The 25,264-nt window shown below is 64.7% G+C and carries 38 protein-coding genes; 3 read left to right on the top strand and 35 right to left on the bottom strand.

All coding sequences use genetic code 11. The features are described from left to right. Window positions 1-2: 2 nt before the first annotated feature. The 11 genes from AC3WLC_RS14865 to AC3WLC_RS14815 form a co-directional block, all read right to left on the bottom strand. Window positions 3-731, bottom strand: a complete 729-nt coding sequence (locus tag AC3WLC_RS14865; RefSeq protein ID WP_493684710.1) for a baseplate wedge 1 family protein — start codon at window positions 729-731, stop codon at window positions 3-5. Continuing rightward, window positions 731-1,627, bottom strand: coding sequence for a hypothetical protein (locus tag AC3WLC_RS14860; protein ID WP_493684709.1), 897 nt, complete (start codon window positions 1,625-1,627; stop codon window positions 731-733). Before AC3WLC_RS14860 ends, AC3WLC_RS14865 begins: the two co-directional genes overlap by 1 nt. 7 nt (window positions 1,628-1,634) lie before the next feature. Then, window positions 1,635-2,003, bottom strand: a complete 369-nt coding sequence (locus AC3WLC_RS14855) for a contractile injection system sheath initiator (protein ID WP_493684708.1) — start codon at window positions 2,001-2,003, stop codon at window positions 1,635-1,637. A gap of 3 nt (window positions 2,004-2,006) precedes the next feature. Continuing rightward, window positions 2,007-2,711: a Gp138 family membrane-puncturing spike protein gene (locus tag AC3WLC_RS14850; protein ID WP_493684707.1), complete on the bottom strand. Its 705-nt coding sequence runs from the start codon at window positions 2,709-2,711 to the stop codon at window positions 2,007-2,009. Beyond that, window positions 2,711-3,586, bottom strand: coding sequence for a phage protein (locus AC3WLC_RS14845; protein ID WP_493684706.1), 876 nt, complete (start codon window positions 3,584-3,586; stop codon window positions 2,711-2,713). The genes AC3WLC_RS14850 and AC3WLC_RS14845 overlap by 1 nt, the downstream gene beginning before the upstream one ends. Beyond that, window positions 3,583-3,903 (bottom strand): phage baseplate plug family protein, encoded by a 321-nt coding sequence (locus AC3WLC_RS14840; protein ID WP_493684705.1) that lies wholly within the window; start codon window positions 3,901-3,903, stop codon window positions 3,583-3,585. Before AC3WLC_RS14840 ends, AC3WLC_RS14845 begins: the two co-directional genes overlap by 4 nt. A gap of 9 nt (window positions 3,904-3,912) precedes the next feature. Further along, entirely contained in the window at window positions 3,913-4,440 is a 528-nt protein-coding gene (locus tag AC3WLC_RS14835) for a phage baseplate protein (protein ID WP_493684704.1), read from the bottom strand. After that, complete coding sequence (locus tag AC3WLC_RS14830) at window positions 4,437-6,113, bottom strand: hypothetical protein (protein ID WP_493684703.1); 1,677 nt, start codon at window positions 6,111-6,113, stop codon at window positions 4,437-4,439. The genes AC3WLC_RS14835 and AC3WLC_RS14830 overlap by 4 nt, the downstream gene beginning before the upstream one ends. A gap of 6 nt (window positions 6,114-6,119) precedes the next feature. After that, the gene (locus AC3WLC_RS14825; RefSeq protein ID WP_493684702.1) at window positions 6,120-6,500 is read right to left on the bottom strand and encodes a hypothetical protein; all 381 of its coding nucleotides are present in this window, start codon (window positions 6,498-6,500) and stop codon (window positions 6,120-6,122) included. A 56-nt stretch (window positions 6,501-6,556) separates the two neighbouring features. After that, window positions 6,557-6,691: a hypothetical protein gene (locus tag AC3WLC_RS14820; protein ID WP_493684701.1), complete on the bottom strand. Its 135-nt coding sequence runs from the start codon at window positions 6,689-6,691 to the stop codon at window positions 6,557-6,559. A gap of 86 nt (window positions 6,692-6,777) precedes the next feature. Continuing rightward, entirely contained in the window at window positions 6,778-7,164 is a 387-nt protein-coding gene (locus AC3WLC_RS14815; RefSeq protein ID WP_493684700.1) for a phage tail assembly chaperone, read from the bottom strand. Between the two features lie 114 nt (window positions 7,165-7,278). Here AC3WLC_RS14815 and AC3WLC_RS14810 point away from each other — a divergent pair, with 114 nt between their 5' ends. Next, window positions 7,279-7,635, top strand: coding sequence for a hypothetical protein (locus AC3WLC_RS14810; RefSeq protein ID WP_493684699.1), 357 nt, complete (start codon window positions 7,279-7,281; stop codon window positions 7,633-7,635). On the opposite strand, the gene AC3WLC_RS14805 is transcribed toward AC3WLC_RS14810, so the two are convergent. The 17 genes from AC3WLC_RS14805 to AC3WLC_RS14725 all read right to left on the bottom strand — a co-directional run bounded on the left by AC3WLC_RS14805 (window position 7,632) and on the right by AC3WLC_RS14725 (window position 20,273). Further along, complete coding sequence (locus tag AC3WLC_RS14805) at window positions 7,632-8,081, bottom strand: phage structural protein (protein ID WP_493684698.1); 450 nt, start codon at window positions 8,079-8,081, stop codon at window positions 7,632-7,634. The two genes, AC3WLC_RS14810 and AC3WLC_RS14805, sit on opposite strands and share 4 nt — an antisense overlap. A gap of 31 nt (window positions 8,082-8,112) precedes the next feature. Continuing rightward, on the bottom strand, window positions 8,113-9,537 hold the full coding sequence (locus tag AC3WLC_RS14800) for a hypothetical protein (RefSeq protein WP_493684697.1): 1,425 nt from the start codon (window positions 9,535-9,537) through the stop codon (window positions 8,113-8,115). Between the two features lie 9 nt (window positions 9,538-9,546). Next, window positions 9,547-10,125 (bottom strand): phage neck terminator protein, encoded by a 579-nt coding sequence (locus AC3WLC_RS14795; protein ID WP_493684696.1) that lies wholly within the window; start codon window positions 10,123-10,125, stop codon window positions 9,547-9,549. Next, window positions 10,103-10,489 (bottom strand): hypothetical protein, encoded by a 387-nt coding sequence (locus tag AC3WLC_RS14790; protein ID WP_493684695.1) that lies wholly within the window; start codon window positions 10,487-10,489, stop codon window positions 10,103-10,105. The genes AC3WLC_RS14795 and AC3WLC_RS14790 overlap by 23 nt, the downstream gene beginning before the upstream one ends. Then, the gene (locus tag AC3WLC_RS14785) at window positions 10,486-10,986 is read right to left on the bottom strand and encodes a hypothetical protein (protein WP_493684694.1); all 501 of its coding nucleotides are present in this window, start codon (window positions 10,984-10,986) and stop codon (window positions 10,486-10,488) included. The genes AC3WLC_RS14790 and AC3WLC_RS14785 overlap by 4 nt, the downstream gene beginning before the upstream one ends. A 3-nt stretch (window positions 10,987-10,989) precedes the next feature. Further along, window positions 10,990-11,385 carry a DUF4054 domain-containing protein gene (locus AC3WLC_RS14780; protein ID WP_493684693.1) on the bottom strand — a complete coding sequence of 132 codons (396 nt, stop codon included), beginning with the start codon at window positions 11,383-11,385 and terminating at the stop codon, window positions 10,990-10,992. Beyond that, window positions 11,385-11,594, bottom strand: a complete 210-nt coding sequence (locus AC3WLC_RS14775; RefSeq protein ID WP_493684692.1) for a hypothetical protein — start codon at window positions 11,592-11,594, stop codon at window positions 11,385-11,387. Before AC3WLC_RS14775 ends, AC3WLC_RS14780 begins: the two co-directional genes overlap by 1 nt. A 3-nt stretch (window positions 11,595-11,597) precedes the next feature. Continuing rightward, window positions 11,598-11,927, bottom strand: a complete 330-nt coding sequence (locus tag AC3WLC_RS14770) for a hypothetical protein (protein WP_493684691.1) — start codon at window positions 11,925-11,927, stop codon at window positions 11,598-11,600. A 12-nt stretch (window positions 11,928-11,939) separates the two neighbouring features. Then, entirely contained in the window at window positions 11,940-12,893 is a 954-nt protein-coding gene (locus AC3WLC_RS14765) for a DUF2184 domain-containing protein (RefSeq protein WP_493684690.1), read from the bottom strand. A 12-nt stretch (window positions 12,894-12,905) separates the two neighbouring features. Next, window positions 12,906-13,349 carry a structural cement protein Gp24 gene (locus tag AC3WLC_RS14760; protein ID WP_493684689.1) on the bottom strand — a complete coding sequence of 148 codons (444 nt, stop codon included), beginning with the start codon at window positions 13,347-13,349 and terminating at the stop codon, window positions 12,906-12,908. Next, on the bottom strand, window positions 13,349-14,458 hold the full coding sequence (locus AC3WLC_RS14755; protein WP_493684688.1) for a DUF2213 domain-containing protein: 1,110 nt from the start codon (window positions 14,456-14,458) through the stop codon (window positions 13,349-13,351). The genes AC3WLC_RS14760 and AC3WLC_RS14755 overlap by 1 nt, the downstream gene beginning before the upstream one ends. Before the next feature lie 361 nt (window positions 14,459-14,819). Next, window positions 14,820-15,725 carry a phage minor head protein gene (locus AC3WLC_RS14750; protein ID WP_493684687.1) on the bottom strand — a complete coding sequence of 302 codons (906 nt, stop codon included), beginning with the start codon at window positions 15,723-15,725 and terminating at the stop codon, window positions 14,820-14,822. Between the two features lie 20 nt (window positions 15,726-15,745). Further along, the gene (locus AC3WLC_RS14745) at window positions 15,746-17,521 is read right to left on the bottom strand and encodes an anti-CBASS protein Acb1 family protein (protein ID WP_493684686.1); all 1,776 of its coding nucleotides are present in this window, start codon (window positions 17,519-17,521) and stop codon (window positions 15,746-15,748) included. A gap of 6 nt (window positions 17,522-17,527) precedes the next feature. Further along, window positions 17,528-18,931: a phage terminase large subunit gene (terL, locus tag AC3WLC_RS14740; RefSeq protein WP_493684685.1), complete on the bottom strand. Its 1,404-nt coding sequence runs from the start codon at window positions 18,929-18,931 to the stop codon at window positions 17,528-17,530. Continuing rightward, window positions 18,918-19,382, bottom strand: coding sequence for a DUF2280 domain-containing protein (locus AC3WLC_RS14735; RefSeq protein ID WP_493684684.1), 465 nt, complete (start codon window positions 19,380-19,382; stop codon window positions 18,918-18,920). Before AC3WLC_RS14735 ends, terL begins: the two co-directional genes overlap by 14 nt. A 26-nt stretch (window positions 19,383-19,408) precedes the next feature. After that, complete coding sequence (locus AC3WLC_RS14730) at window positions 19,409-20,056, bottom strand: putative metallopeptidase (protein ID WP_493684683.1); 648 nt, start codon at window positions 20,054-20,056, stop codon at window positions 19,409-19,411. Further along, entirely contained in the window at window positions 20,046-20,273 is a 228-nt protein-coding gene (locus AC3WLC_RS14725; RefSeq protein WP_493684682.1) for a hypothetical protein, read from the bottom strand. The genes AC3WLC_RS14730 and AC3WLC_RS14725 overlap by 11 nt, the downstream gene beginning before the upstream one ends. A 32-nt stretch (window positions 20,274-20,305) precedes the next feature. On the opposite strand from AC3WLC_RS14725, the gene AC3WLC_RS14720 reads away from it, so the two are divergent. Next, complete coding sequence (locus AC3WLC_RS14720; protein ID WP_493684681.1) at window positions 20,306-20,635, top strand: hypothetical protein; 330 nt, start codon at window positions 20,306-20,308, stop codon at window positions 20,633-20,635. Between the two features lie 282 nt (window positions 20,636-20,917). Here the strand turns inward: AC3WLC_RS14720 and AC3WLC_RS14715 are convergent, their stop codons facing one another. From AC3WLC_RS14715 to AC3WLC_RS14705, 3 genes are read right to left on the bottom strand one after another with little or no spacing between them, the layout of a single operon-like run. After that, entirely contained in the window at window positions 20,918-21,325 is a 408-nt protein-coding gene (locus tag AC3WLC_RS14715; RefSeq protein WP_493684680.1) for a hypothetical protein, read from the bottom strand. Window positions 21,326-21,349: 24 nt separating this feature from the next. Further along, window positions 21,350-22,045 carry a transcription termination/antitermination protein NusG gene (gene nusG / locus AC3WLC_RS14710; protein ID WP_493684679.1) on the bottom strand — a complete coding sequence of 232 codons (696 nt, stop codon included), beginning with the start codon at window positions 22,043-22,045 and terminating at the stop codon, window positions 21,350-21,352. Beyond that, window positions 22,045-22,962 carry an LvrA C-terminal domain-related protein gene (locus AC3WLC_RS14705; RefSeq protein ID WP_493684678.1) on the bottom strand — a complete coding sequence of 306 codons (918 nt, stop codon included), beginning with the start codon at window positions 22,960-22,962 and terminating at the stop codon, window positions 22,045-22,047. The genes nusG and AC3WLC_RS14705 overlap by 1 nt, the downstream gene beginning before the upstream one ends. A 53-nt stretch (window positions 22,963-23,015) precedes the next feature. Here AC3WLC_RS14705 and AC3WLC_RS14700 point away from each other — a divergent pair, with 53 nt between their 5' ends. Then, entirely contained in the window at window positions 23,016-23,729 is a 714-nt protein-coding gene (locus AC3WLC_RS14700; protein WP_493684677.1) for a hypothetical protein, read from the top strand. A 2-nt stretch (window positions 23,730-23,731) separates the two neighbouring features. Here the strand turns inward: AC3WLC_RS14700 and AC3WLC_RS14695 are convergent, their stop codons facing one another. The 4 genes from AC3WLC_RS14695 to AC3WLC_RS14680 are packed head-to-tail and all read right to left on the bottom strand — an operon-like array spanning window position 23,732 to window position 25,168. After that, complete coding sequence (locus AC3WLC_RS14695) at window positions 23,732-23,941, bottom strand: KOW motif domain-containing protein (RefSeq protein ID WP_493684676.1); 210 nt, start codon at window positions 23,939-23,941, stop codon at window positions 23,732-23,734. After that, window positions 23,938-24,153 carry a hypothetical protein gene (locus AC3WLC_RS14690; RefSeq protein ID WP_493684675.1) on the bottom strand — a complete coding sequence of 72 codons (216 nt, stop codon included), beginning with the start codon at window positions 24,151-24,153 and terminating at the stop codon, window positions 23,938-23,940. The genes AC3WLC_RS14695 and AC3WLC_RS14690 overlap by 4 nt, the downstream gene beginning before the upstream one ends. Further along, a complete protein-coding gene (locus tag AC3WLC_RS14685; protein WP_493684674.1) occupies window positions 24,150-24,707 on the bottom strand; it encodes a GcrA family cell cycle regulator in 558 nt (185 codons plus the stop codon). The genes AC3WLC_RS14690 and AC3WLC_RS14685 overlap by 4 nt, the downstream gene beginning before the upstream one ends. After that, window positions 24,704-25,168: a phage regulatory CII family protein gene (locus AC3WLC_RS14680; protein ID WP_493684673.1), complete on the bottom strand. Its 465-nt coding sequence runs from the start codon at window positions 25,166-25,168 to the stop codon at window positions 24,704-24,706. The genes AC3WLC_RS14685 and AC3WLC_RS14680 overlap by 4 nt, the downstream gene beginning before the upstream one ends. Window positions 25,169-25,264: the final 96 nt, after the last annotated feature.

Here is a 25,264-nt window from a genome sequence, read left to right as displayed (position 1 = left end):
TGTCAGGCGACGCAGAAATAGGTTTGGGGATCGGTGGCGCAGAGCCATTCTGCGCCCTGGCAGAAGCCGGACCAGCCGGTGCCGAAGCCGGCGATCGGGCCGGTGCCGAGATGGACGAAGGCCTTGATGCCTGGGGCGATCGGGAAGACCCGGAAGGCAATGGGTAGTTGCGCAGTCTCGTCGTCCGTCAACGCGCGCCCGGGAGACAGGATCACCTTGCCGACGCCGGTATCAGCGACCTGTGCGGTCGCGCCCCAGATCAGCTGGATAGCGGCCTGCAGCGACGCCAGATCGTAGAGCCCGAGCATCTGATAGCGGCGGGCGCGCAGATAACGCCGATAGGTCTCGTCATCGTCGAGGCAGACCTCGCCGTCGCCGAGTGTCGGGCAATTGATCCAGCTGGAGCCCGGCGCGCAGAAGCCGACGAGTGTGTATGGCCCGGTATAGGTCCCGCCGCAGTCGAAGCCGGCGACAGGCGGCGTTGCACCACAGACGCAGTGGCAGCGCGGGAACCCGAGCCATTTGCCGAGGATCGTGAGCTGATCGCCCACCGCCGTGTCGAGATCGAAGAAATCGGGCACAGCACAGAGGCTGATCGCGGCCCCCTCGCCTTCCGCAAGGATGTTGCGGATTAGGCCGAGGAATTTCGTCGCCTCGCGATACTGCGTCGCAATCCGGTTGATCTCGATCTCGACGAGCTCACCGGGAACTGGACATGGCCGCTCTGCCATCACGCCACCGAGACGGTGATCTTGTCGACCGACACCTTCATGATCTCGAAGAAGCCAATCGCGAGCGGAACAGGGACAGGCGTCGCAGGAATTCTGGCCGCCTTGACTTCACTGACCTCCAGCATCGGATAGCGGCTCTCGACGATGCGACGGACGAGGAATTCGGTCACGTCCTGCCCGTTGCGTGGCCGCTCTGCTCCGGTCATGCCCTGGGCGATGCCGGCAGCGATGACCGGCCCCGCCGGCGGCGGACATCCATTCCGGTCTGGCCGCGCGATCACATTGACGATCAGCTCGATCGGGACCTCAACCGGGCGGATGATCCGCACCGAGCGGCAGAAGCCTTCGATCTCAGTCTCGACGGTCGTGTTGCCGTAAGTGCCGATGCCGGGCACGACATAGGCCCGGATGGTGCGCGCGATCGCGTCGTCATCGCCGCCGAGCACGGCCGCCGCAACGCTATGCCCGCTGATGCCATCGGAATCGGCGGCATCGAGATCGTTGACATAGGTCTGAGCATAGGCGACGCCGGTCAGCGCGGAGAGCGCCTGCGAGAGGTCGCTCATGTCGATGCGGGCCCGGCCGGCATTGGTGACCGCCTGGCGGAACTCGAGATCGCTCTCGCTGGCGCCGCGCGACAATAGCCGCAGCTTGGCGATCTGGTCGAGCCTGGCGCCTTCGGCCTGGTCGGGGTCGAGGCTCTGGTAGACCGAGAGCGCCAGTTCCCAGAGCGAGGCCGCGAGGTCGGAATGCAGGCCGTTCATCTGGCCCAGCGGCGAAGCTGCGGTCTGGATGACGCCCGGTCCGAAGGTCGCGATGTTCGCCGCTTCGAGATCGGCAAGGATCTCCGGCAGCCGCTTCAGTTCGAAGCCGCTCGGATTGACGCCGTAAGCCATTGCTGCCTCAGAATTCGAGATCGATCAGGTCGTCGAGGACGGTCGCGACCTGGCACCGGTCGATTTTCAACCCGCGTGAAGCGCGGTCGTAGCGCGCTTCGAATTCGATGATCTCCGCGACGCCAGGCGTCGCCATGATCTCCGCCTTGATCACGGCCTCAGCGAGCTCGATCTCAGAGGGCGGCCGTCCAAGGACATGATCGAGCCAGGGCACGCCGGCGGCCTCATTGAGGAACCACTCGCCGGACCAGAGCATCAGCCGCTGGCGGATATGCTGGCCGATCGCCTCGCCTTCGGAGACAAGAACCGGCGTGCCAGTTTCATCCAGCTGCAGGTCGTTATGGGGCTGGATGCTGAGGCCGACGAATTGCGCCATCGCTCAATAACCCCGGATGAGGCCGATCCGAACGAGCAGAGAATCGGCCGCGGCAATATCGCTCGGCCGCATCGGCGACGAAGCGTTCGCGTGGTTTTTGAAGATCGTCACGAAATCGCCGAGGATCTCGAAGAGGGTTTCGCCGCCGGCTTTGAGATCTATCCTACCATCGGGCGCGACAATGAACTTGTCGGACCCGTCCGAGCCTCCGACGATCGCCGCGGAGCCATCGGCCCGCAGTTGCAGGCCCTTCTTGCCGTCAGTCGAGCCGATATGGGCCCCGCCTTCCGGCATGCCCGACATGACCTTCGAGTCCTCGCCGCCGCCTGGATAGGCGACCGCATCCGACAGGTCGTGCATCCGACCAGGGGCGTTGTCCGTGTTCCCGCCCTCGGTCTGGCTCTTGTCGACGCTGCGCTGACGGATCAGCAGCGTGACCGGATCGCCTGGCTTCAAATCGTAGTGGACCCCGAAGCCACCGCCCGCCGCCATGGCGACCTTGATCTCCTTGAGATCGGGCGCCTGCAGGACCTTGTCGCCGAACTTCCGCTCCAGCTTCGGCTTGATGGTGGCCCGCTGGGTAGCGCGGTCGAACGTGACGATGACGCCGTCAATAACCGTGTTGATCTCGCGGCGCTCGGCTTCGATCGCGCCGAAAAGCGCCTCGCTGGGGTCCTTGCGCGTTGACGATCCCTGATATCCAGCCATTACTTCCGAACCTTTCCGCCTTCGACGCGGTTTCCCTCCACGTCGACGAAATAGTCCTCGCCGCGGTTGCTGCCGGAGAAGGTGCAGCTCGAGACGCGGAAGATGCCGCCACCCTCATCGGACTTGCGCTTGTCGCGCCCGCTGTCCTCGTCGAGGAAATCCGAGCGCACATCGATCTGCCGGCCCGGCATGATGTTGGGGTTGAGCAACCCCTTCACCTTCACGCCCTTGTCCGTGACCTCGGGGACGCCGATCATGCCGGTCTCCGAGGAGATGACTATCGGGCCACCGTCCTCGATCACCTCGTCGTACTGGACGACTTCGACCTGGCCATTCTGGATGGACCAATAGAAGCCGTTCGAGCGCCCCAGCGTGTCGAGCGCCTGGAAGCCCCAGCCGAATAGCGTGACCGGCCGGTTGAACGGCGCCAGCTTCGAAATGCCCGCGGAGAGATTGCCGAGTGTCGTCTTCGGCATCTCCTTCACGACGTATTCGATAATCTCCTTGGGCTTGGTGCCGGCGTCGAAGGTCTTGCTGACGGCGCCCTTGTTGATGCCCTCGTCACCATCGCCGCACTCGATCTCCGACTGGATATCGGCGGTGTCCTTCGTGTTGGTGACGTCGCGGATCGAGCCCTTGAACAGCGTCGTCTTCGGGCCGTCGCGGTAGCCGACCTTGAGCTCGATTTGATCGAACTCCTCGCCGAGCTGCTTGCGATGCGACTTCGTCAGGTTCCAGACCGAGATCGTCGCGGTGTTCTGCTTCGACCCGATCGACTTCTGGACGGAGAAGTCGATCTTGAGGTCCTTGATCGTGAGCGTGCCGGCCGAGCCCGAGATCGTGACCTCGATCTCGCGCATCCATTGCCGGGTCATGCCTCTTCCTCGCTGAGATGAAACAGCCGGACGATGCCGGCCGGCAGGTTGTCGCGGTTGGGCTCAGAACTCTGGTCACCCCAGCCTGCGGCGATGATCGAGCCGATGCCGAGCCGGAACGGCGCGATCAGATCGACGCCCGTCACGATGCGCCGGCCGGCGAGAACCGACACACCCTCAACGGCGAGGTCGAACGACCAGCGGTTCGCCCAAGTCGAATAGTTGACGCGGAAGTCGCAGCGCTTGTCTGACAGCGTCGTGGTGAACGCCTGCGACGGCGCCGAGGTGATCGGCAACTCGCGGATGACAGTGGGCATGGGTGGACCTCAGCCTCGCTGCGCTGCGTAGGCGTTAGCGAATGTGGCGTTGGTGTTGGCCGGGATGTTCTGTGCTGGCCGCGCGGCGACTTGCCCGCGCTGAGAGGTCTTCTTGGCGGCATCGCTCTTCGAATTGCCGCCATTGGCGGCATCGTCGTTGCCGCCGCCTTCGGTATCGACGATCCGGATCTCCTGCAGCTCGCACTCGAAATGCAGGACCTGGCTGTTCTCGGGATCGCGGGTGGCGCTAAGCTCTTTGACGAGCATGTTGTTGTAGATGACGAGGCCGGTGACGAGGTCGAAGGGCTCCGCCTTCTCCTGGAAGTCGAGCAGCTGCTTCCAGGCATCCTTGGCTCGGGCTCTGCCGACGACCGCCTCCAGCCGCACCGAGTATGGCTTCGACCACGCGTGATCGCTGATCTTCGCCCCGCTTTCGACCGGATGCTCGGCAATCTCCATTTCGGCACGGTGCTCTTCGCGCATCACCGCGTCGAGCTTCACCGGGCCGATCTTGCGGCTGATGGCGATGCAGGTCACGGCGAAGCGGCAGCAGCCGTCCCTGAATTCGAGCCCTTGGAGGAGATGGCGCCGAGCACGCCGGCACCCTGCGCCTTCAGCTTTCCGGCCGCCTGCTGGATGCTCTGATCGATCATCTGCTGGACCTTCTTGGCCGCCGTCTCATCGAAGATGCCGTTGAAGGTGGCGGTGGCCGTCGCCGTCGCGGTCAAGGTCTGATCGACCTTGGTCTGCGCCGCGGCGTTCTTCATCTTCGAGGCGTTCATCTCAGGTGAGAGATCGGCCTTAATCTTCGGGACTGATTGGAAAATTGACTTGAGCCCGTCGAGCCAGCCAGGCGCCGGCGAAGTGTCCTTGTCACGGGCGGGCAGGCTGCGCTGTCCCTCGAACTCCTGCCGAGCCGCCGTGGCGCTCTCTGCACGCCGGGCCCGCTGGGCCTCCGCGCGCTCCGCCGTCCGCCGTTCGAACCGGCGGTCGGATTCCGAAGCGGCGCGCTCGGCCTCTTCGACTGTGCGGGGAGCGCTCATCGCGCGAGCACGGTTGGCCTCGCGCTCCTGCTCGGTTCGGGCATTCCGCTCGCCGACCGTCTCCGAGATGAGACCGATCTTCTTTGCGAAGCCAACGACGCCGTCCAGGAAGGAATTCAGCGGGGGGAGCAGTTGCGACGCGACCACGACGCCGAGTTCTGTGAAGCGATCCGTCACACCCTTCAGCACGGCGTCGAACTTCAGCCCGGCCTCGGCCGCCTGCTTGGCGACCTCGGCCTGCTGTTGCTCGCTGCCGGGCGATGTGGTCGGCATTAGCGACGCCATGCGATCATACATCGCGCGGAGCTCGGGCATCGACTTATCGTCGATCAGAACCTTGAGCTTGCCCTCGATGCCGGCGTTCTCGGCGAGTTGGTCCGCCTTCCGCTCCTGGTCGAGTGCTTGTGCACCGACCTTGCGCTTCTGGCGCGGGTTTGAGGTCGTCTCCTGCTTCTTCCGGAGCGCCTGCGCCTTGCCTTGAGCCGTCTTGTATGCCTCTACGGCATCAAGCAGCAGCGCCGAGGAATCACGCATCTTGCCGTCGGCGCCGATCGCAAGGCTGCTATCGATACCGAAGCCCTGAAGCTTCTTCTTCGCCTCGGCGCCTTCCTCGCCACCTTTCTTGATGGCCTTGGTGAGCTCGTTCATCTTCTCGACAGCGGCCTGGGCGGACTTTTCCGCTTCGTCGCCGAGCCCGAGGCCCTTGAAGATGTTGGTGACGGTTTCGAGGTGCCCTGCCGTGGTGCCTGCCGTCTTGGCGGTGATCGCCATTTCACGGCGGGCCAGCGCAGCCTTGGCGCCGATCGCGGCGAGGACACCGGCCAGAACGCCACCGCCGGCTACCAATCCGGCGAACGCTGGGACGAGGCGCAGGGCCACCAGCAGGACAGCGCGCAAGACGCCAAGCGCGACCGAGCCGGCCCGCTTGAGTCCGCTCAAGGCGGTGGAGAGCAACAGCACGCCGCGGCTGCTCTTGCGCGACTCGTTCCCGAGCCGCCCGACCGCGACGGCAGTGACGCCCGCAGTCGCCCCCGCCTGCCTCAGCGGATTGGCCGACTTGATGACGTCGTTCTTGACGCCGGCGAACGCCTTGGCGGCGGCCTTGAGCTTGGCCAGGCCCTCGACTTCGAACCCAAGCTTGGAGACGAGTTCTTCGAGGACGGCCATCAGCGCTCACTCTTTGTCGGGTTGGAACTCGGCTTCGCGGATGGTGAAGCCGCCGCGGAATTCCTCACGCAGCGTGACCTTGAACGTCAAAGTGCCCTTGCACTCGGGCTTCGGCGGGTTGGCCGATGCTCCTTTGCAGTGGCGTTCGAGGTGGTAGATCAGCCGCGGGGACATGCCGGCGTCGTCGAGCTTGGCTCCGCCACTGGCATCGCGGGCGAATCCGCCGCGCCCTTCAGCGAAGTTGAAGATCGTCACTCCGGTGACCATCACCGCGTCACCCGCCAGCGCCGGCCGATTGGCTTCGAGATCGGCGAAACTGACGGTCTTCTCCTGCGCCCCGGCTGAGCCGGCTGCCAGCAAAGCCACGACAACCAAGATCGCTCGCATGCCTCATCCTCCCGTCTGAAGGATGCATTGGTGTCATGATGATCGCTAAGGGATTGTCAGCGACGAGGTCCCGGCCGAGAGGCTTCCTCCATGGCCTTGGCCTGAAGGTGCTCTTCGAGATCCATCATCTCGTGAAAGTCCGCGAGGTCGTCGATGTTGTAGATCGACCGGAGCTCGTGGATCGTCGCCAAGGGCGGGTCGGCGCGCGTCGGGCGCCAGAGGTAGAGGTGTTTTGAGACGTTCGGCGCGACCGTTTTGATCTGCGACTGCGACAGGCTTACGCCGCCGGGCGCGCCCTCTGGAGGACCGCTCCCGCGCCGTCGGTAAAAAAACCGCCGAACTCGGTCCTCAGCGCGAAGACCGCCATGGAGATGAGTTCGTTCAGGTCGAGCACCCCGGCAACGGCCTTCTCGCCATCGACATAGCAGCGTTCAGCCATCTCGATCAGAATGTCGTAGATAACCTTGCGATCCATCGTCCGGCAGAACTTGGCAATCGCCGCGATCGCTTCCGCATCCGTGTCGAGACGCCCACTGAACAGCACGGCCGCGATATCGTCGGCGGCGCCTAGCACCTGGACGACGCGAAGGAGCATGTCGAGGCCTTTATCAGCCGGCATGCGGTCATAGCGAACCGTTCGCCCGTCGATCTTCTTCTCAGCCATTCGGTTTCCTCATCGTGATCTTGCGGACGCGATCGCTTTCCGCGGCGTGCCGGACTGCCTCGCGGAAGGAAGATGCCGCCTGTTTCAGGTTGCCGCCGGCCGCCTGGCGCGCCGATGCAGCAAGCGCGCGGCGGGCCGCCTCACATTTTGCGCAGGCCATGGGATCGTCCGTCTGCCTATCCCGTTGATTTGCGCTGCGCGATCGGGTCCGATGCCGGCATGGCGCGTGAACCGAAAGCCCCGCATGACGAAATCCTCGCCGCGATCGAGGCCCTCGGCAAACGCCAGGCTCAACTCGAAACGTCGATGAATGAGATGATCGTCGCCCAAGTCGAAAACGCGGCGCTCCTTGAGGCTCTCATCGAAGCGATCAAAAAGGCGCCGCAGGTAATGCTCGACGGCGTTGAAGTCGAAACGCCGGCTGATCTCGACCTCAATGTCTGGATCGAAAACCAGAAGAAGCCCCGCTAGGCCGGGTTGTAGATGATGTCATTCTCCTGCCAGCAGGGGCAGAACAGCACCCATTCGCGCTCGCTGGCGTTGCCGCCATAGCTCTTGTTCGGCTCCTTCGTGATGACGACGTTGGAGCAGCCACCGCCCTCGCCGGTCGAGGTGTCGATGACGCCGAGCACCATCAGGCGCTGCGAGCCAGCGCGCAGGGCCTTGGCGCGCTGGGTGAGATATTGGTTCATCGCCGAGTTCGGCATCAACTTCAGCGTGACCAGTGCGGACTGGTCCGAGGTCAGCGACACCACCGAGGCACCATCGGCACCGATCAGCGGCGTGCCGAGGTCGGTGTTGCGCTCGATCGTGACCGCGTCGTCGCCTTCCCAGAGCCCGATCACCGGGCGGCCGTCGATGGTGACGGCCACATTCTGCATGGCGTAGATCGTCAGCGACGGGCAATTGTCAGCCATCTTCAATGCTCCTGGTCAGATGGGCGCCGCTTCAGAAGCGCAGGGTGATCGAGGCCGAGGCGTAGTGGATCGCACCGGCGTAGCGGAAATCGACCTTGATATCGGGGGCGATGCGGTTGCGGCGCTGGCTTGGCGGGATGTTCTCGACCCGGTCGACCGCAATGGTGAACTCGGGCGTGAACTCGGTGTCGTCCTCGCCGAAGTCGCCAGCGACGATGCCGGCAGCGACGGCGCGGTTCATGACGCTGCGCACCGTGTTGCAGAGGATGCCGACGCCCGGGTTCGTGTAGGGGATGCGGGGGTTGTTCGCGAGCGTGGAGAGCAGCGCCTCGCGCATCCGGGCGACGATCCAGTCCGAAGCGTGGATCTCGTCGATGAACGCGCGGGAACCGACCGTGCCTTCGACCAACATCGGCAAGCCGCCGATATCGACATAGCAGTTCGCGGCGTGGCCCTGCGCGGGGTCGACGCCGAGCCCGGGCACGAAGCCGGTGATCGCCTGGACGACGGCCGAGGCCTTGTTCAGGACGATGATGCCGGCGAGCTTCTTGAACTTGAGGGTATAGGCGTTGCCGCTGTTGATGTCGCCGCGCTGAGCCGCCCGCAGATTACCGCGGTCGAGATCGCGCGTCGCGCCATAGGCCAGCATGGCGAGGGCGCCGTAGAGCGTCGTGTCGGTGTGATAGAACACGAACGACCGGTCATAGCCCTTCGACTCGATGTATTCGGCGATCGAGCCACCATACTGAGGCGAGGTCGCGGTGTGAGTGCCGCTCTGCGTGCCGGTGGTGTTGATCGCCGAGCCGCCGAGCGTAGCCGAAACCTGGAAGGTGTTCGTCGCCTGGTTGATCACGTAGTAGGTCGTGCCGACGGTGAGGCCGGTCGGCAGTGCGCCCGAGGTGGTGAACCGGACCTGATCGCCGTTCTGGAGGGTGTGACCGGTCCAGGTGATGACCGCAGGCGAAGCGATCGTCATTGTCACCGTGCTGGTCTTGTCCGGTTCGGCGGCTGCCGTCTCGGTCGAGGTGTCGTTGGAATCGAGCCCCATCAGCACGCTGTGAGTTTCGGCCCAATCGGCGGCGAGGTGCGCGCTGATCGTGTCGCGCATCTCCGCGGTGAACCCGATCCAGTAGAAGTCGGGATCGGCGGTGTAGATCGCGTCGAGCTCGTCCGTGATCGGATTGGCGGGGTTGCGGTACCCGATCTTGATCTGCCGCGGGCGCGGGTTCTGCGCGAACATCGCGCTCGCCGCCTTGTAGGCCGCATCGGCGGAGTCGAAATCCTCCGCCACTTCGGTCATGTCGCTGTACAGCTTGGTCCGATGCGTCGCATCGAGGATGCCGACGAGGCTCTCGGTCTGGACGATCAGCGCAACCGAGAAGCCGGTCGCGACGGCAAAGCGATCCTGCCGCGTCAGGGTCACATCCACGACGCGGGAATACGGCAAGCGCGCCATCAGCGGCTCCTATGGCTTGATGTAGGGGAAACCCGCCGTGACGGTCGTTCCGCCGGCGCCTTGGGTGATGACCTCGCCTCGCTCGACGACGTCGATGAGGAGCGGTTCGGTGGCGACTGCGCCGAGGACGACCTCGAACATCGCCCTGCCCTCCCAGCGCTGCTGGATGAGTTGGGGCTCGCGTTTGATGTCGCGGACCTCGCGGACGACGAGCGGCGCCATCCAGACCGACGATTCCGCGCTGCGGAGGCCGGCGACAAACAACCGGGACCAGTCCATCGGTCGCGGCGCATAGACATGGACGCGGAACAGCCACTCCACGCCGCGCGACTTGCACATCAGCACGCGCTCTTCGGCGCTGGGGCCCGAACCAACTGTGATCGCGCTGTAGCGCTCGTCGTTGAATTCCTCGGTGTCGCGATCGGCGAGGAATTCGATCATGGCGTGAGGGCCATGCGGGCGCGGGGCACCCTCGGCATCACGGATGACGTCGCCGAAGGTGGGCCGAGCCGGATCGATCAGGCGGGCATCCGCCTCGATCTTGAGCAGGAAGGCGCGCAGCGCATCATATGCCCCGTCCTCGTCCATCGCTCTCCAGCCTGGCTATGGCGCGGGTGAACCCGGCCTCGGTGCGCTCGACGACGCGGACGATCTTGTAGGTCTGCCCCTGCTCGCCGGTGACGCGATCGGCCTCAGTACGGGCGTCTTCATCAGCGGTCCGCAGATCGGCGCGCGACCAGATCGTGACGAATGCCTCGGTACGCTCGCCTTCCGGCAGCTGGCGGATGTCCGCCTCACTTGGGGCCTGGATAACGGCGCGGATGGATGAACTGGTCGGGCCGCTCGCCACCCACTGGCCGCCGACATATGAGCCCGCCGCCGCCCGGATCAGCGTTGCCGGGCGCGCCATGGCGTCGACGGCAATTCCTGCAATGCCACCGAGGAAGGTCATTTCGAGCGACCCTTGAAGCCAATGCCGCCGGAGCCCGCTGAACCTGCATCGAGCTCCCACGTGATGCTCTGGCGCATACGGCCCGTATCGATGAGCGTGGTCGAGGAGCCCTTCTGCCGGACCGTCGAAGGAGCATTGGCGGGCGGCATGTTCGACGCGATCTGATCCTGGATCTTGCCCGCTCCGAACGCCCCGAGCTTCTGGAGCTCGGGAGTAAGCGGCTTGCCATTCACCGTGACGCTGTAAGCCACCCGGCGCAGGTTGGCCCGGATCTCGCCGCGGGACTTGAACACGGCGACGGTGATGAATGGCCTCGGCGGGATACCGCGAGAGGTGCCGAAATGGTTCCACACGGCGATCGAGACGATGTCCTTGTCCGCCTTCCCGGCCGGCAATCCGACCTTGACCTTCTTCGGGCCCTGCAGCGCCTTCTCGATCTTGAGGATATGGCCGCGGAGATCGCCGCGCTGGCGATGCGTGACCCTCGCCCGGATCATGGCTCAGACCAGGGCAATCGCAGGATGATTGCGGCGGAGCAGCTCGAGGTAGCGTCGACCATAGGGCGTCGAGCGATAGCCGGAGCCATTGCCGCCACCGCCGGCGGCCCCGTCGGAGAGCTTCACCGTGACGTCGCCGACCTTCATGTCAGTGACGAGGCCAGCGTTGATGATGCCGGCGCCGTCTCCGAGCCCAGCCGAACCGATCACGACGCCGTCGATCGTCATGATGTGCGCGGCGAGGTACATGACGGCCGGCTGATAGTCAGCCTCGATCCAAGACGTATCCACCGAGGCCAGAGCCTCGGCGATCGCGTTATCGATCGTGGCGTCGGCGACCGCTGCGAAGGTCGGGAACTTCGCCTTGAACTGCGCAGCGGTCGGGGTGGTGTACGGCATCAGTCAGCCTTGGCCTTCTTCGCCTGGATCACCTTGCCGTCGGGGCGGGTGATCTTGAAGCCGTCGGCCGCGAGGGCTTCCACGGTCTCTTCCGAGATCGGGAGCTCCTTGGAGCGGCCGGCGTCGATCGGCTCCTTGCGGATACCGATCATGGCGAACCTGGGCTCCTGGCGCAGGTTCGTGACGGTGTAGAGCGGGGCCTTGGCCATGGCTCAGTCCTTCTTGAGGAAGGCCGCCTTGTCCTCGTCGGACAGAGCGTTGAAGGCCTCGGCGTCGGCCTTCGTCATGACCTCGCTGACGGGATTGTCGCCGTCCATGACGAAGTAGCGCCCGCCGCCGCGGTGCTCCGCCTTCTGCCCGGTCGAGGACTGCGCGGCTTCCGCCTTGGCCTTCCCGTCGAACTCGAACCAGCCGGTCTTGCGAGCGACCTTGTCCTCCGCGGCGCTGAGCTCGATCTCGACCGTCTCGCCGGGCTCGATCAGGACCGGACCGTCGACGCTGTTCACGCCGCGCGGCCCCTTGGAGATATTGGTGATCTTCATCGCCGAACCTCCTCAGATGCCGTCGAGGTAGCGCACGGCCTTGGGCCGGCGGATGTCGACGCCGCCCAGGCGGAAGATGCCCGGAACGTCGAAGCGCAGCGGCCCGGTCTGCCAGACCGGCAGGAACCGGAACGGCATGGGGATGTGCATCTTCAGCACCTCGGGCGAGCGCCGGTAGGCGACCATCCGCTTGGTGCTGGAGGCGCCGGCGGTGTCGAGGTAGCCGAACACGCCGCGGATGGTCAGGGGCTGACCGGTCGTGCGGGTGTAGATGTTGTTTCGCTCGATCCATTCGAGGATCGTGGTCTGGTTGACCGCGTCGATCCGGCGGGTGGAAAGGTCGAGCAGCACCGAGTACGGCAGCAACAGCGTATCCGCGATTTCGGCGCCGAGCGTGCCGGTGAAGATGCCGGTCAGCTGGCCGTTGATGTCGCGGAGGATCTGATCCGGCGTCTTGCTGGCGAAGGTCGTCGCCGAGCTGGTGCCATCGGCCGGCGCCGTGGTGGCGGTGGGGGTCGAGGCGTTGACCAGACCGGTGAAGCCCTTGCCGGCATCGCCGGCGAAAGCGACCTGGTCGATCTTCTCCTCGGCGACCCGGCGTGCGAGCGTCGCCTTGTCGGCGGTCAGGTTCATGCCGAGCAGCTGGGCGGTGCCAAGCTCCTCGAGCGTGTACCCGTAGCCGATGCCCGCCATCGAGACGGAGGTCTCGAACTTCTCGCGGGTCAGTTCGACCTTGGCCATGTCGTCCGCGTTGCCGTGGAACCACTGCGCCTGGCCGACACCGTCCATCGAGAAATAGGTGACGGACTGGATCCACTCCGGCGCCGAGGTGTCGACGGGGATCAGGGCCTGATACTGGATCTCCTGATACCGCATCGCATAGACGGTCGGCTCGATGAGCGACGCCTGACGGATGAGGAAGCTCAGGGCGACCTGCTGGGCGTCCTGCATGATGTGCTTGTTCATCTGGGACGCTCCTTAGGGCGTGTTGAGGCGCAGCGCGGCGAGGCCGGCACCGGAAGTGCTGGTGTCCCACTGGGCGCCGACGATCTGGGTGTTGCCGGAGGCGGAATTCGTCAGAACGCCGGTCGCCGGGACGTAGTAGACGGGGTCACCGACGGCGACCGCGACCGAGGCCTGAGCGACGATGACGCCCTTCTTCATCAGGGCGACATTGTCGTACTGCTCGTACTTCCCAGTGGGTCGGGTGATGTCGAGCACGGCGATGCCGACGAACTTCACGGTCGCCTCGGAATCGACGACCTGGTTGTCCGCGGTGCCCTGCACACCGACCTTGCCGAACCCGATGCCCTCGGCATCTTCGGCGAGGCGGGTGACGATCGTGGCGTCCTCCATGTTGAGGACCTGGCCCTCGACCCAACGGGCGTGGGTGGCGCTGTAGGTGGTCTGGATCGCGGGCATCAGGCGGCTCCCTTCGTCTGGGTCTTCCAGGCGTCCTGGAGACTGGTGACCATGGCGGCGTGCGCGGTGTCAGCCGGCTTGCGATCGATCTGGTGGACGCCGTCCTTGATGACGCCGCGGACCGGGTCACCGGGCTTGGCGTCTTCGGCGAGGATGTCGAAGCGGGCGTCGATGTAGGCCGCTGCCTTGTCCTTGATCGCCTCGTCGCCGAGCTTGGCGACCACGACGGCGCGGCGAATATCGGCGTCGGTCTTGCCATCGGTGACGACGTCGGGCGCGATGGCCCTCGCCTTGGCGATGAGGTCGCCGCGGGCCTGCACGAGCGCATCGAGCGCGGCGCCGTCGACGATCTTGCCCTTGAGGGCGTCGATCTCGGCATCGCGTTTGGCGAGGTCGGCATCCTTCACCGCCAGAGCGGCCGCATGGTCGCTGGTGAGCTTGTCGCTCGCCGCCTTCGCGTCCGTGAGGCGTCCCAGCAGCGTGGTGATCACGGTGGCGCCCTGATCGGTCACTTCGATCGGGATGCCATCGACGGTAACCGTCTTCAGGGTCATGGGAGGTTCCTTGACAGGAGGAGCCGCCCAGGAGTCCCCGATGCGGCATTGAGGGCCGGCGCGGCCGGCGGCGACAATCGCGAGATGGTTCCCGCGAATGTTCTTCTGGATGGCGTCGTAGGCTTCGCCGGCAGGCGTCGTGCCGGCGGTGAAATCGAGATCACAGGCGTAGCCCATGGAAAGCTCGCGCTTGCCTGCCTCGACGGCATCGATCGCGACCTGGTCCATCACTGTCATCGGCACGCGGACGAACTCGCCGTCGCGGGCGATGTCGCCGCCAGTCATGCCGACGCTGTGCTGCTTCCAGTTGCGGGCGCCGACGGCTTCGGCCGGGTGGTCGTTCGTGACCGGGCGATGAGCGAACGAGGCCAGCGCCTTGTCGCTGAAGACCTCGGCTTCCGGCCGGTACACCCTCACCTGCTCCATCTCAGGCTTCCCGACCTCGCGGCCGAGATAGATCTGGATGCCGGTTCGGGCGACGCGGGCATCAGCCACGAGATAGCCGTCTCCCGTCCGGCGCGTGCCGGACAAGGCGATCTTGTCGGTGAAGAGCATGGATGCTCCAGTTGGACTGTTCTGGCCTGACGGGACGCAGCATCCCGACCTTCCGGCGCCCGCGCTTTGCTAACGGGAGGCACCCTCGTTTGCCCGTTCGGGCGAATTCTCGCGCTTGTGGCCTGCTGTTGCAGTCGCCGTGCGCGCCGGCCTCTGATCTCATTGCTCTGCCCGAGACCGGGGATTGGCAGGCAACTAGCCCCCAGCCACTCAGGGGGCATTGGCACTCGGAGCCCTCGCGGGCGAAACTCGGAGGGGCGAACGGGTGACAAGGCCGCCCGCGATCCCTCGTCGGCAGGGCCCTGCCTCGCGCCCTGCCCCGCCTGTCATGCGGGAGGTTCACTCAGCGCCCCTGCGCGTCTCAGAATTCGATGACCGCGCGCGCCGTGCAGCGGCAGTTGATCGGCTGGCCGGGGTGCCCATCGCTGGGCGGGTCTGACCAACGGAACGTCTTGCCCTCGCGGTCCCAATGCGAGGGCCGGGCATTCGGGTACCGCCCGTCCGGGTTTCCCCTCACCCGCTCGTCCATGCTCGTCGACCAGACGTATTCGGTGACGCCCATGGCCTGCTGGCGGATGTGGTTCAGGTCGCCGTTGAAGCTGGCGGCCTGATCCCGAGCGATGAGTGCGGCGCGCCGGCGGGCGATGCCGAATTCGGCGGCAATGACCTTCTCGATCTCGCGGTTGGCGAGGCCCTTGGTCAGAGCATCGAGCAGCTTGGCCTCCAGCCGCTTCGCGACATCCGAGGTCAGCCCGCGTACCAGCGAGACATTGCGCTGAACCGCGGCCTGCAGCTGGGTTTCGATCCCCTCGCCTATCACGACCGAGCCGAGATCGATCCCGATCGCCGAACGCATCGCCTCGTTGAAGCGGCGCGAGTGGCGGGCGTCCTCTGTCTCGAAGGCCCGCCGCCACTCCGCCCGGGCGCCCTCGACTGCCCCGTCTAGGAAATCGCGCAGCGCCCGCATGGCGCGCTCGAACCAATTCAGGTCATCGCGCATCAGCTGGGCCTTGGCGGACAGCGCCGCCGGCAGGACCTCAGCGACGACGCGCCTGGCGGCTTCTCGAAGGATACGGACGGTCTCCAGCCGCAGCGCCTCCTCAAAGGCAACCGTAGACGAGATCGGCCTCAGTTCGACCCGCTGGCGCTTTGTCGTCCGCGCTGCTCGCATCCAAGCTTGGACATTGATGTTCACGGCGCGTTCGCCTATATTAGCGACAGGTCGCGCCGTTTCGGACGTACGCCCAAGGACTGCTTCGGCAGGCACATGAGGCAGCGACCATTTTCTCAAATCCGATAGAACGTGATTGCGTCGAGCCGTTTGGCCCGACGGCGAACCTCCACGACCAGTCCATAGCGGACGCCCTCGATTGAGGTTCGGTAGAGCACGCGCGGCACGCCGTTGACGCCGCGATCCTGTGACAGCGTCCGCTGCCCTCGAACGATTTGAGGCAGCCGCTTGAAATCTGCCGCGGTCAGATCGGGATGCCGCGTCTTCATGTGGGCGATGGCTTGGTTGCTGATCGCGTGCCGGAAGCCGCGAACATCCTGCCCTATGAGCTTTGACAGCGCGGCTGGAGCTTTGACCGGAGCGAAGACTGCATGCGCGGCGACATTCTGGCCAGCCAGTGCAGCGACGTTCATGATCCGAGTGCCGGCATCGATCCAGCGTCCGTCTGGACCCCGCGGCTGGTTCGGATCGTAGGCATCACCGACGAAAGGGGCGCCGCCGGTTTGCGTACCTCCCTGCTGTTCAGCCTGGCGCCGCTGCGCCTCTGCCTCAGCTTCCTTGTCTTCAGGCTCGTCCCCGAATTCGTCGAGCGCCGTATCGAGCCCCGGGAACGTTCCGTCCTCGACCAGCATGTTCTGCACGCCGCGGGCCAGCGCCTGATCAGGAACCAAGCCCGTATCGTGGAGGTCCTTCACACCCTTCGTTTTCTTGCTGAAGACGTCAGCCTTCTCGACCTCGGTCATCTGCCAGAGCGGTGCCCAGGTGTAGTGGACGTCGTCGGGCCGGCTGCCGATGGCAGAGCGGATCAGCACCTCATCGAGGCGCGACAGCGCCGGCCGAAGATCGAGGTTCTGGCCCGCGCTGATCCGGTCGTAGTAGTTCCGGATGTCGCTCTGGCCGGTCGACTGAAGGCCGCCGGGTGTCTGCCCCAGCAACCGGGTGGCTGGGATATCCGCGGCACCAGAGGCGATCTGCAGATAGGTGTTCAGAATCTCCGGCAGCTGGGCGAACGAGATCTGCTTGGAGTTCCACTCCTCGTCGCCATCGAGCATCAGCGTGTTGGTGATCGATTTACCGGTGTTCGCCAGTGAATAGCGCTGCAGGATCCGGGACCGATACTCCTCGGTCGCCAGGCTCTCCATGAAGCCCGGAACCTTGACGATATCGACCTTGGCCTCCTGCAGGAGCGCCGCGATCGTGGCGCTCGCCGAACTGGCATGCAGCACGGCGTCGTTCACCGCCTGCAAGACGCTGTCGCCCCAACCATCGAAGGCGAGGACCCGATCGGGGATCTCCGCACCGATGAACCGCACCACCCGCGAGGGATGGATATCGACCAGTGCAGTCCTGCCGGCCAGCGAGTACTTGATCGGTTCGCCATAGAACGGCGACAGCGGGTCCTGATCGAGTTCGCCAGCGACCATCTCATGCCGACTGAACACGTTGAGGTATTTCAGCCCGCCCTTGCCGATGCGCTCCGGCACCAGAGGCGTCATCGGATCGGCGGAACCGTCACCGATGAAGATGGCCGAGCCACCATAGAGGCGGGCCTGCTTGCGGGCCTGCGCGACCTTGCGCTGAACGCCGTGCCTGGCTTCCTCCTGCTCGAGCAGCTCGATCTGCGGCTTGTCGGCCTGCCAGTCGCGCCATTCCCGCGTCTCGTCGAAGGCCGGGACGTCCACGATCTTCCGCGCGATCCAGTCTCCCCGATAAGCGGCATCGAGCGCGCTCTTGTCGAGCACCGTCAGCGCGAAGGCGTTCCCGGTCGACTTGTCCCTGACCGTCCCCAGCCCGGAAATCAGATTCACGAGCGTGTCGGAGGTCAGCGGCATGCGATGTTAGCTCACATTGGCGAGGGTGAAGCGCGACCTATCGAGCAGGGCGTTGAAGGCCCGGCTGGTGCTGTCGGCATCATCGTCGTGGGCCGCCTCGGGAAACCCCTCCAGGGACGAAAACCACTGCTCATTCCATTGCCCGCGCAGGACGAGGACGTTGCCCGCCTCGGCCTGAGCCGAGAACGGGCTGAACCGTGTGACCTTGTCGCCGGATTCTGGGGTGGCCCGCGCGACGAAGCCGGTGAGCAGCTTCGTCAGGTTCTGGACTTGCGACTTGCCAGCCTGGCCGGGGTCCTGCGGCAGCGAGATATGCACCTCGCGGCCATCGTCAGTCGCGGTGTTCTTGATCAGCGTCTCGACGCCTGACGGTGATTTCCAGTCGCTGACGTGATGAGCGACGATGTATCGGCCATCGCTGAGCAGCCCGATCTTCGTCCCGGCCGTGGCATCCGGATCGTTGCCCTCGACCTTCGGCGTTCCGGCCAGGTCCCAGCCGCGCATCCAGCGCACGATCTTGGCCGGGACAGCGTCGACGACCTCGCACCAACCACGCTGGAACAGTAGACCGGCCGCAGGCCTGATCTTCCAGTTGCCGCCGAGCAGTCGTTCCCGCTCGACGGTTGGCAGCGCCATGAGGTTGGCGATGTAGCCCGGGTCGGCTGACATGAGCGCGCGGTTGTCGCTCAGTTTGGCTGGGATGAACGTCACCGACTTCGGTGGGATCGGCTTGTCGACGCCGTTCTCGTCGGGCGCCGTGTAGCCGGCGAGCTCCTCCGGACGATCGGCCCAGATGATCTTGTCGCCTATGCGGACGAACCAGCGCAGGACGCTGGCGCGTTCCGGGATGGCAAAGCCGGTGTTCGGATCGATCCACCAGGCGATGAATTCCGCGACCCAGCTATCGGCGTCGGGATTGCAAGTCGCCCGGATGTAAGGCCGCACGCCGCTCATCGAGCGGTTGCGGCTGACCATGTACCAGAACTGCTTCGCGCTGAAATGCGTCAGCTCGTCGAAGCAGAGCAGCGGAATCTGCGAGCCCTGCCAGTTCAGGACCGTCTTGTCGTGTTCTAGGTGCGCGAAGCTGACCGTGCACCCGCTCGGGAACTTCCACTGCAGATCCGGCGCGCTGCGCGGCGAAGCCCGGAGATCGGGATAGAGCTTCTCGCTCTCGTCCCAGAGGCCGCCCTCGTTGCGGACCTGGACCAGAGTCCGGCGAAAGAACACCGCGCCGAACTCAGGATTGGCGACGTGCCGCAGCGGCTCCATGAGGAGCGCCCAGGTCTTGCCGCCACCGGCCGCGCCTCCATAGATCGCGATGTCTGCCGGGCTGGCGAGGAACTGCGTCTGTGGCCCCGCCTGCGGCCTGATGACCTTCGGGGCGCCCTGCCCCTTCTCAGCCCCTGCCATTGTCGGGGAGCTGGAAGATCGTCACCGGGGCCGCGGGCGCCGGGAGGTCCTTTCCATCCTTGCCTGTCAGCTCGCGCCGATTGGTGAAGCTGTCTCCGACTTCCTTGGCCGCCTGCTCCAGCAGACTGGCGGCGAGTACCATGTTGCCCTGTGTCTCGGCCTTCTCCGACATCCGCTGCAGCGCGCGGAGGCGAACGGCGCGATGGCTGATGGCGATGCCGGCCGTGTCCTCCAAAAACGCCTTGCGAGTTTCTTCGAACAGGACGCGCCAGCGCTCTCCGAGCTTCGCCCCGGCCTTCTTGGTCGGGTCATGGCTCTCGCAGAGTTGCCGACTGATCTCGACGCCGAACTCCCTCTTGACGGCCGCGACGACGACAGCGAGGCCATCGAAACACGCCAGGCTCTGGATGATGAAGGCTTTCGCCTCATCCGACAGCTTCGGACCAGCCATTGAGGCGTCAAACCCCGTCTAGGCGCCTATGCTGCTCGCGAGAGGCAAACGCCGCAGGCATGCGCGACGCTCGATGCTCCAATCTCGGGAGGCTGACAGGCGGCCGCGACGAACTCGCGGACATGAGCAGCGTCTGCGCCATAGCGACGGACGATGCTGGTGAATTCCTGCACGTCGTGAGCACGCATGGCCCAGACCGGCTTGCCCGTGGACGGGCTGAACTTCGGAGCACCGAAAGCGTCGCGTTCCTGCGCCGCATGCAGAAGCTCATGCTCGACCAAGGCGCACCATTCGATGTCGCTGCACTGATCAGCATAGGCAGTATCGAAGGTCAGGATGAAGTCCGGGATGTGCCCGAACCAACCCACGACCTGGATGCGTGCCTTGGCCTTCGCCCACTTCCCCATCGCCATCGGGTCGCCGAGCTCGCACTGACCTACGATGGCGCGGCCGCTCCGGCTGTTGGCGACATTCGTCCATAGTGCGCCGATCGATGCAGACTGAAGATGGCCGTGCTCAGGGTTCTGTAGCGAAGCGCCGTCCTCGATGAATGTCTGGCGCGCCCATTCGACAATCTCAGGAGCGGGAATAAACTGCGAGCCGTGTTCGAGATCTAGCAGGATGCTCGGAGGCTGTGGCCTTGTCGAAGCTCCTGGCTCGCGATCAGCCGGCATCGGCGTCGAGAGGAAGCTCTTCGATCATATGGCGGACCATCGCCGTCGCCGCGGCCGCGTCGAGGAGGTTGGTGCCGGACGGCTCATGCTTGGCGGGGTACGCGGTGTTCGTGTTGAATTCCCGCTGAAAGCTGATGCCGCCATCAGGATTGAAGCCCTCGGGTAGCTTCCACATCAGGAAGCGGCTGACCATATGTTTGATCTGAGCTTCGGTCATGGTTCACTCTGAGAGACGTATGGAGGGGGATCATGCAAGACGCGACAAACCGGGCCATTGAGGTGGCCCTCCGCGCACAGCACTCGCTAGGGATCAAAGGCGACAACAAGGACAATTACGTCATCGCCCGAGAGACTTTTCTCAGCGAACTCGGGCTCCATGGCCCCCGGCAGCAAGAGTATGCCTTCGATGATGCAACACGTGATGTCCTGATCGCGCACAGCAGACAGGACGTCGCTCACGCCCTTCTCAATACGACATCCCTGCTCAAACGCGTCGAAGATCTCCAGAAGCAGGTGCGGGGTCTATCGTGGTCGCTGCTCATGCTCGCGGTGCTGATCGCCGTTTTTCGTTACTTCTAGTCGAACGACCGGACCGGGCTCGACACCGGCTCCCCCTTTTCGGGGCCATCTCAGGCAGGTCCTTCCCCACTGCCGGTCGAACTCTGAATACGAGAAAGCCCGACCTGCTAAGGCCGGGCTCCTGTCACCCTTGCGCTGGTACATCCGCAGTCGCCGGGCAAAGCTTCGCACTATGCCACCAGTGAGGCGGCGCGGGGTTCGGGGAGCATCAACCGAGGCGAGCACACGCGCCGAACAATCCGTGAACATCATTTGCCATATGGCTGCAATCGGCGCAAGGTCTCACATCAAAAAACGAAAGTTTTTGATCTGCTCAACAATTCGCGCCCAATGCCTTCGACGCGCCCCACTCATCTGACGAACAAATGGCACCAGGAACAACACAAGCTCGTCGGCGCGCTGAGCGACAAGCGCATGCGCTTTCAGAGCTTTGTCGCCGGCTTTGGCGTCGGTCTTGACCTTGTCGAAAGCCGCGGCCCGCGCTGCGAAAGCCGCGTCCAGGTCGCCTAGCAGCTTATCCAGCTTACTCTCGGCAGCATCGTCGAACGAGATCGGCGACTTCGTAAACGCGCCGACAGAGCATCCGAGGCCATCAAGTGCATCCTGAATGCGACGTGGCAGTGCTGAATTGGCCTGTCCGCCCCGGCGCTCCAATTCGTCTTCGTGTTTGGAAACAAACCCCACAGCCATCTCCGTCCGTCATGGAAGACGATGCTACGCCGCCCGCAATGCCGCAATAGAGATCGTTGTAACTGTCCTCCGCCCGAAGGCCTCGATCAGCACCTTAGCCTGATCGAGGCCGATGCTGTCGACGATGCTAGCCTGCAGCGACATGAACGGCCCTTCGATGATCGTGACGTCATCGCCCGGCTTGAACGCCGGGACCGCTTCTTCGAGGGCGGGCTGCCGGACACCATTCTGATAGTCCGCGATCGCGCGCAGGGCGAAGTTGGGCACCCTCACCCAGCCATTTCTATCCGAGACGACGTCCAGGATGCCGTCGATGTCGAAGATGCCGCCGATCGGCTTGCCCTTGACGACGAACTGGCGACTGTTCGCGGGGGCGGCATCGGCCGAAAAGCTCATGAGCGGCCCGCTCACGAACAGATAGCGTGCGAAGGTCGCGACATCGCCATCGAACGTGGTTCGCTTCCCGACCGTGACCACCTTGTGAGAGCTCGGCCAGAACACCGCACAGCCTGCTTCCTCAAGCCCGGCCATCGCCTTCGCCTCGGCGCGCGGACCGGTGAAGACGACGAACCATTTCGTCTCTGGCCTAAGGTCGAGCTCCGGCGCCGGGTTGAGCGTGATGACCTCACGACGCTCCCGCGGCCCCGGCTCCTTGGCCGCGGCCTTGATGATCGCCTTCTTCGCCTTGCCCTGTCTGCGGTTGTGCTTCTTGCGGGCCATCAGGCGGCTTTCTCGATCGTGGGAGGCAGGCGAGAGGGGAAATACCAGCCGTCCAGGCGGTGCTCGGGATAGAACTTGGAGATCGGCTCCTTGCCGCGGTGGCGGGCCCAGGCGTCCCATTCGTCGCTGCCCTTGGCGACGAAGAACGTCGACGCGGTTTGACCGGCTCCGGCGGACGGGGCGGCGTAGTCATTCCAGCGCTCCTGATTGAGCCAGGTGACGGCCTGGGCACATTTCTCGGTGCCGGCGCGCCCTGCCCTGCGCTCGATCTCGGCGAAGCGACTGGCGGCAGCGATGATGCCCGCCGGATCGGCACCGCGCTTCACGGCTCTGTCGAATTTCTCCTTCGCCGGCTTCTTCGGGTCCGAGGCCTCGCCGCGATGGGGATAGGCCTTCCAGAATTCCTCAAAATCTCCTGCCGGCATTGGTCGCGTCGGTTCGTCGACCGACCGAACGTTGGTCGTAGAGCTCTTGGTTTCAGGAATATCTTTCTGGTCTCTGGCTTCTGGCTTCTGGGCTTTATCCTCTGGGTCGGACTGGGGGTTAACCCCCGCCTTTTCCCTTTTGAGGTTCGGATTGCCGCCAGTCTTGCCGTTGGCCTTATCCCGCGCCTCTTTCTCAGCATCGCGTTGCATCCGGCGGCTGATGATCGTGCCGTCACTCTCGCGGCTGAAGACACCCGCGTCTTCAAGCTCGGCAATCATCGACTCGGCCTCGTCCAACGCGCAGCCCGCCAACGCCGCGATCTGACGCGGGGCTAGAGCCTTGCCGTTGATGACGAGCGCGCCCCGTGGCGTTGCCTCATGCATCACGCAGAGCATTTCCATCCAGAGGCCGCGGGCGCCGATAGAGCACATGCGCAGTGCGGGATCGGCGCGCCAATCTGACGGATAGAATTTGAGCCAGGGCGCGCTCATGCAGCCCTCGCCAAATGCGAACGCGCCGCTAGAATGCACGCGGGGGGATAGGCATGAAGAAGTGGCAGACGATCGCGCTCGGCGGGGCTGCAGCCGTCGTCGCGGCAGTGATGATTTTCGCGATCCAGAAGGCCGGCTTTGCGTGCGCGAACATCAACAAGCGTGCCGCGATGAAAATCGGCGAGGCAAACGGCTGCATCGAGTTCTGGCTCAATCGCTATCAAACTTCCTTTCAAACCGCCTTGAGCTTCCTTGTGGGAGCCATCGGCCTGTACTTCATCCTGCGGCAACTCAAGGCACTTTCGGAGGATAACGAAATGACGCGCGCTTCCTTGGCGGCATCGACAGCTGCTCAGGAGGAAGCATCGCGAATCGCCCTTGGCCGGGCGATCGGAGCAATTGATGCATACACGTTTGCGGTTCTCATCATGATCCAACACGTCGAGCGTGCGAAACAGACAGGAACCAGCGATGAAGACAGACGGAACAGGAAGCGCCTCATCGAAAATGCTGAGGCCCGTCGACCTGATGTCTATGCGGCGCTGGTGAATGGACCCCTTCGTCAGCAATGGCGCGAGTTCGAGCGAGACTTCGATTCGATCTCCATTTTCCTTGCTGAGAACGAAGCGGGAGGTGTGGTTAGTGACCCAACCGTGTTGCGGCTCTCGAAGCGGTCGCCCAATCCAACCGATCTGGATGAAGCCAGCAGACGAGCTGGTGGCTTGGCAATTCGGCTGATGAACATCCGCGACGAGTTGGAGCGATAATGTCACCGCAACGCCTCCAGCTCTTCGACCCTGAGCGCGACCGACCAGCCCTCTTGACCGCCTTCGAGCTCGACATAGATGCGGTCTAGGCCGCAGGGGCGGCCGCGATAGGCGTGCTGGACAGTGCCGCGCTTGCCGGCATGCTCGCCGGCAATGACGCGGACTGAGGCGCCCTTGGCAAAGGGATCGGGCTGGAGAGCGATACGCGTCACGCCGCCCTCCGCTCCTGCTCGCGAGCCGAGGCGATGCCGTTGGCGGCAGCGGCCGGGGTGCATTCGAGGCGCCAAGCGATCTCGACGTTGTCGAGGCCGGTGCGGAACAGAGCGAGCGCATCACGGCAGCCGCGATGATCAAGCTTCTCGTCGAGGGGCGGACAGCGATCAGCCCAGCCAGGAGGAGTGGGATTGCGCTTAAGCACGATCATGCGACCCTCCGAGCGAAGGATTTCAGGTTGAGCTTGCGGTCGATCTCGCGGGTGTAGGCCGGCGAGTAGCTGAGGCTGCTGCAATGAGCGCAGTAGTGCTGGCCGGGCACTGCTGGCCTGCCGCAGTATCGCTTGTCTGCCGCCGCAGCGTCGTTCGGCCAGAGCGGCCAGCGGCAGTGATGCGCGGCCAGATCTCCGAAGGCGACTGAGAGCGGCGAATATGGCGCGCCCCCTTGGATTTTGGGCCGCACCAGCACCGGCTCAGGCCGCGGCGCACGCGGCGCGGGGCTTCTACGCACAACGGGCCGGTCGATCTGCCTGCCGGCTTGCTTTGCGCGGAAGATCACTCCAGCGACCGCGTTGCGGCTAGTGCCTAACGCGGCGGCGATCTGGCCGTAGCTCTCGCCGGCCTCGCAGCGGCGAACTGCCTCGGCTTTCTCGTCCTCGGTCATGGGGCGCGGCGAAGTCGGACCACCCGTCACGGTCTGGACTGCAACGGCGACGAGACGACCGTCCACGCGGCCCCATGTGATGCAGCCGGGCGTCGCTCTCATGTCCGCTCTCCAACGGCGCGAAGCCGGGCACTGGTACCCTTGGCTCGATTGCAGGCCTCGACCAGCTCGGCGAGGGCGTCGTTGATCGCGACATGCTCGTTGGGCGACAGGTTCCCATCACGAAGCGCCTCGGCCACGCGGATGGCGAGATCGCCGAACTCATCCGCAACACCACCGAAGGCCGTCATCATGCAGGCGGGCGGCGCCGAGCCATCGGGCTTGACTAGCGACATGCCGCCATGGGCCGCCATGGCCTCGGTCACGCAGGGCACGCCGCATTCCGCCTCGAGCTTCATCGCCGCGGCGATCGTGATCATGTCGGCATCAGTGGTCGACGACCAGCGGTGCATGACCGACTTCGACACGCCGGCGACGATAGCCGCGTCCTCGATCGTGCCGATCATCTTGATCAGCGCGCGGGTTGCGGTCTTGAAGCGGAAGAACCATTCGTCTCGTTGCATCATCTGAGCCTCGAAGGTGTTGGGATCGGCCCTGGAACTGTCCCGTCGCGGGAACGGTTCTCGACTGCGACTGCTCAGCCGCAGTCGAGTTGCGGG

It is taken from the genome of Allobosea sp. GW821-FHT03A12 (assembly GCF_058986765.1).
This window is presented reverse-complemented; position numbering and strand designations above follow the sequence as displayed.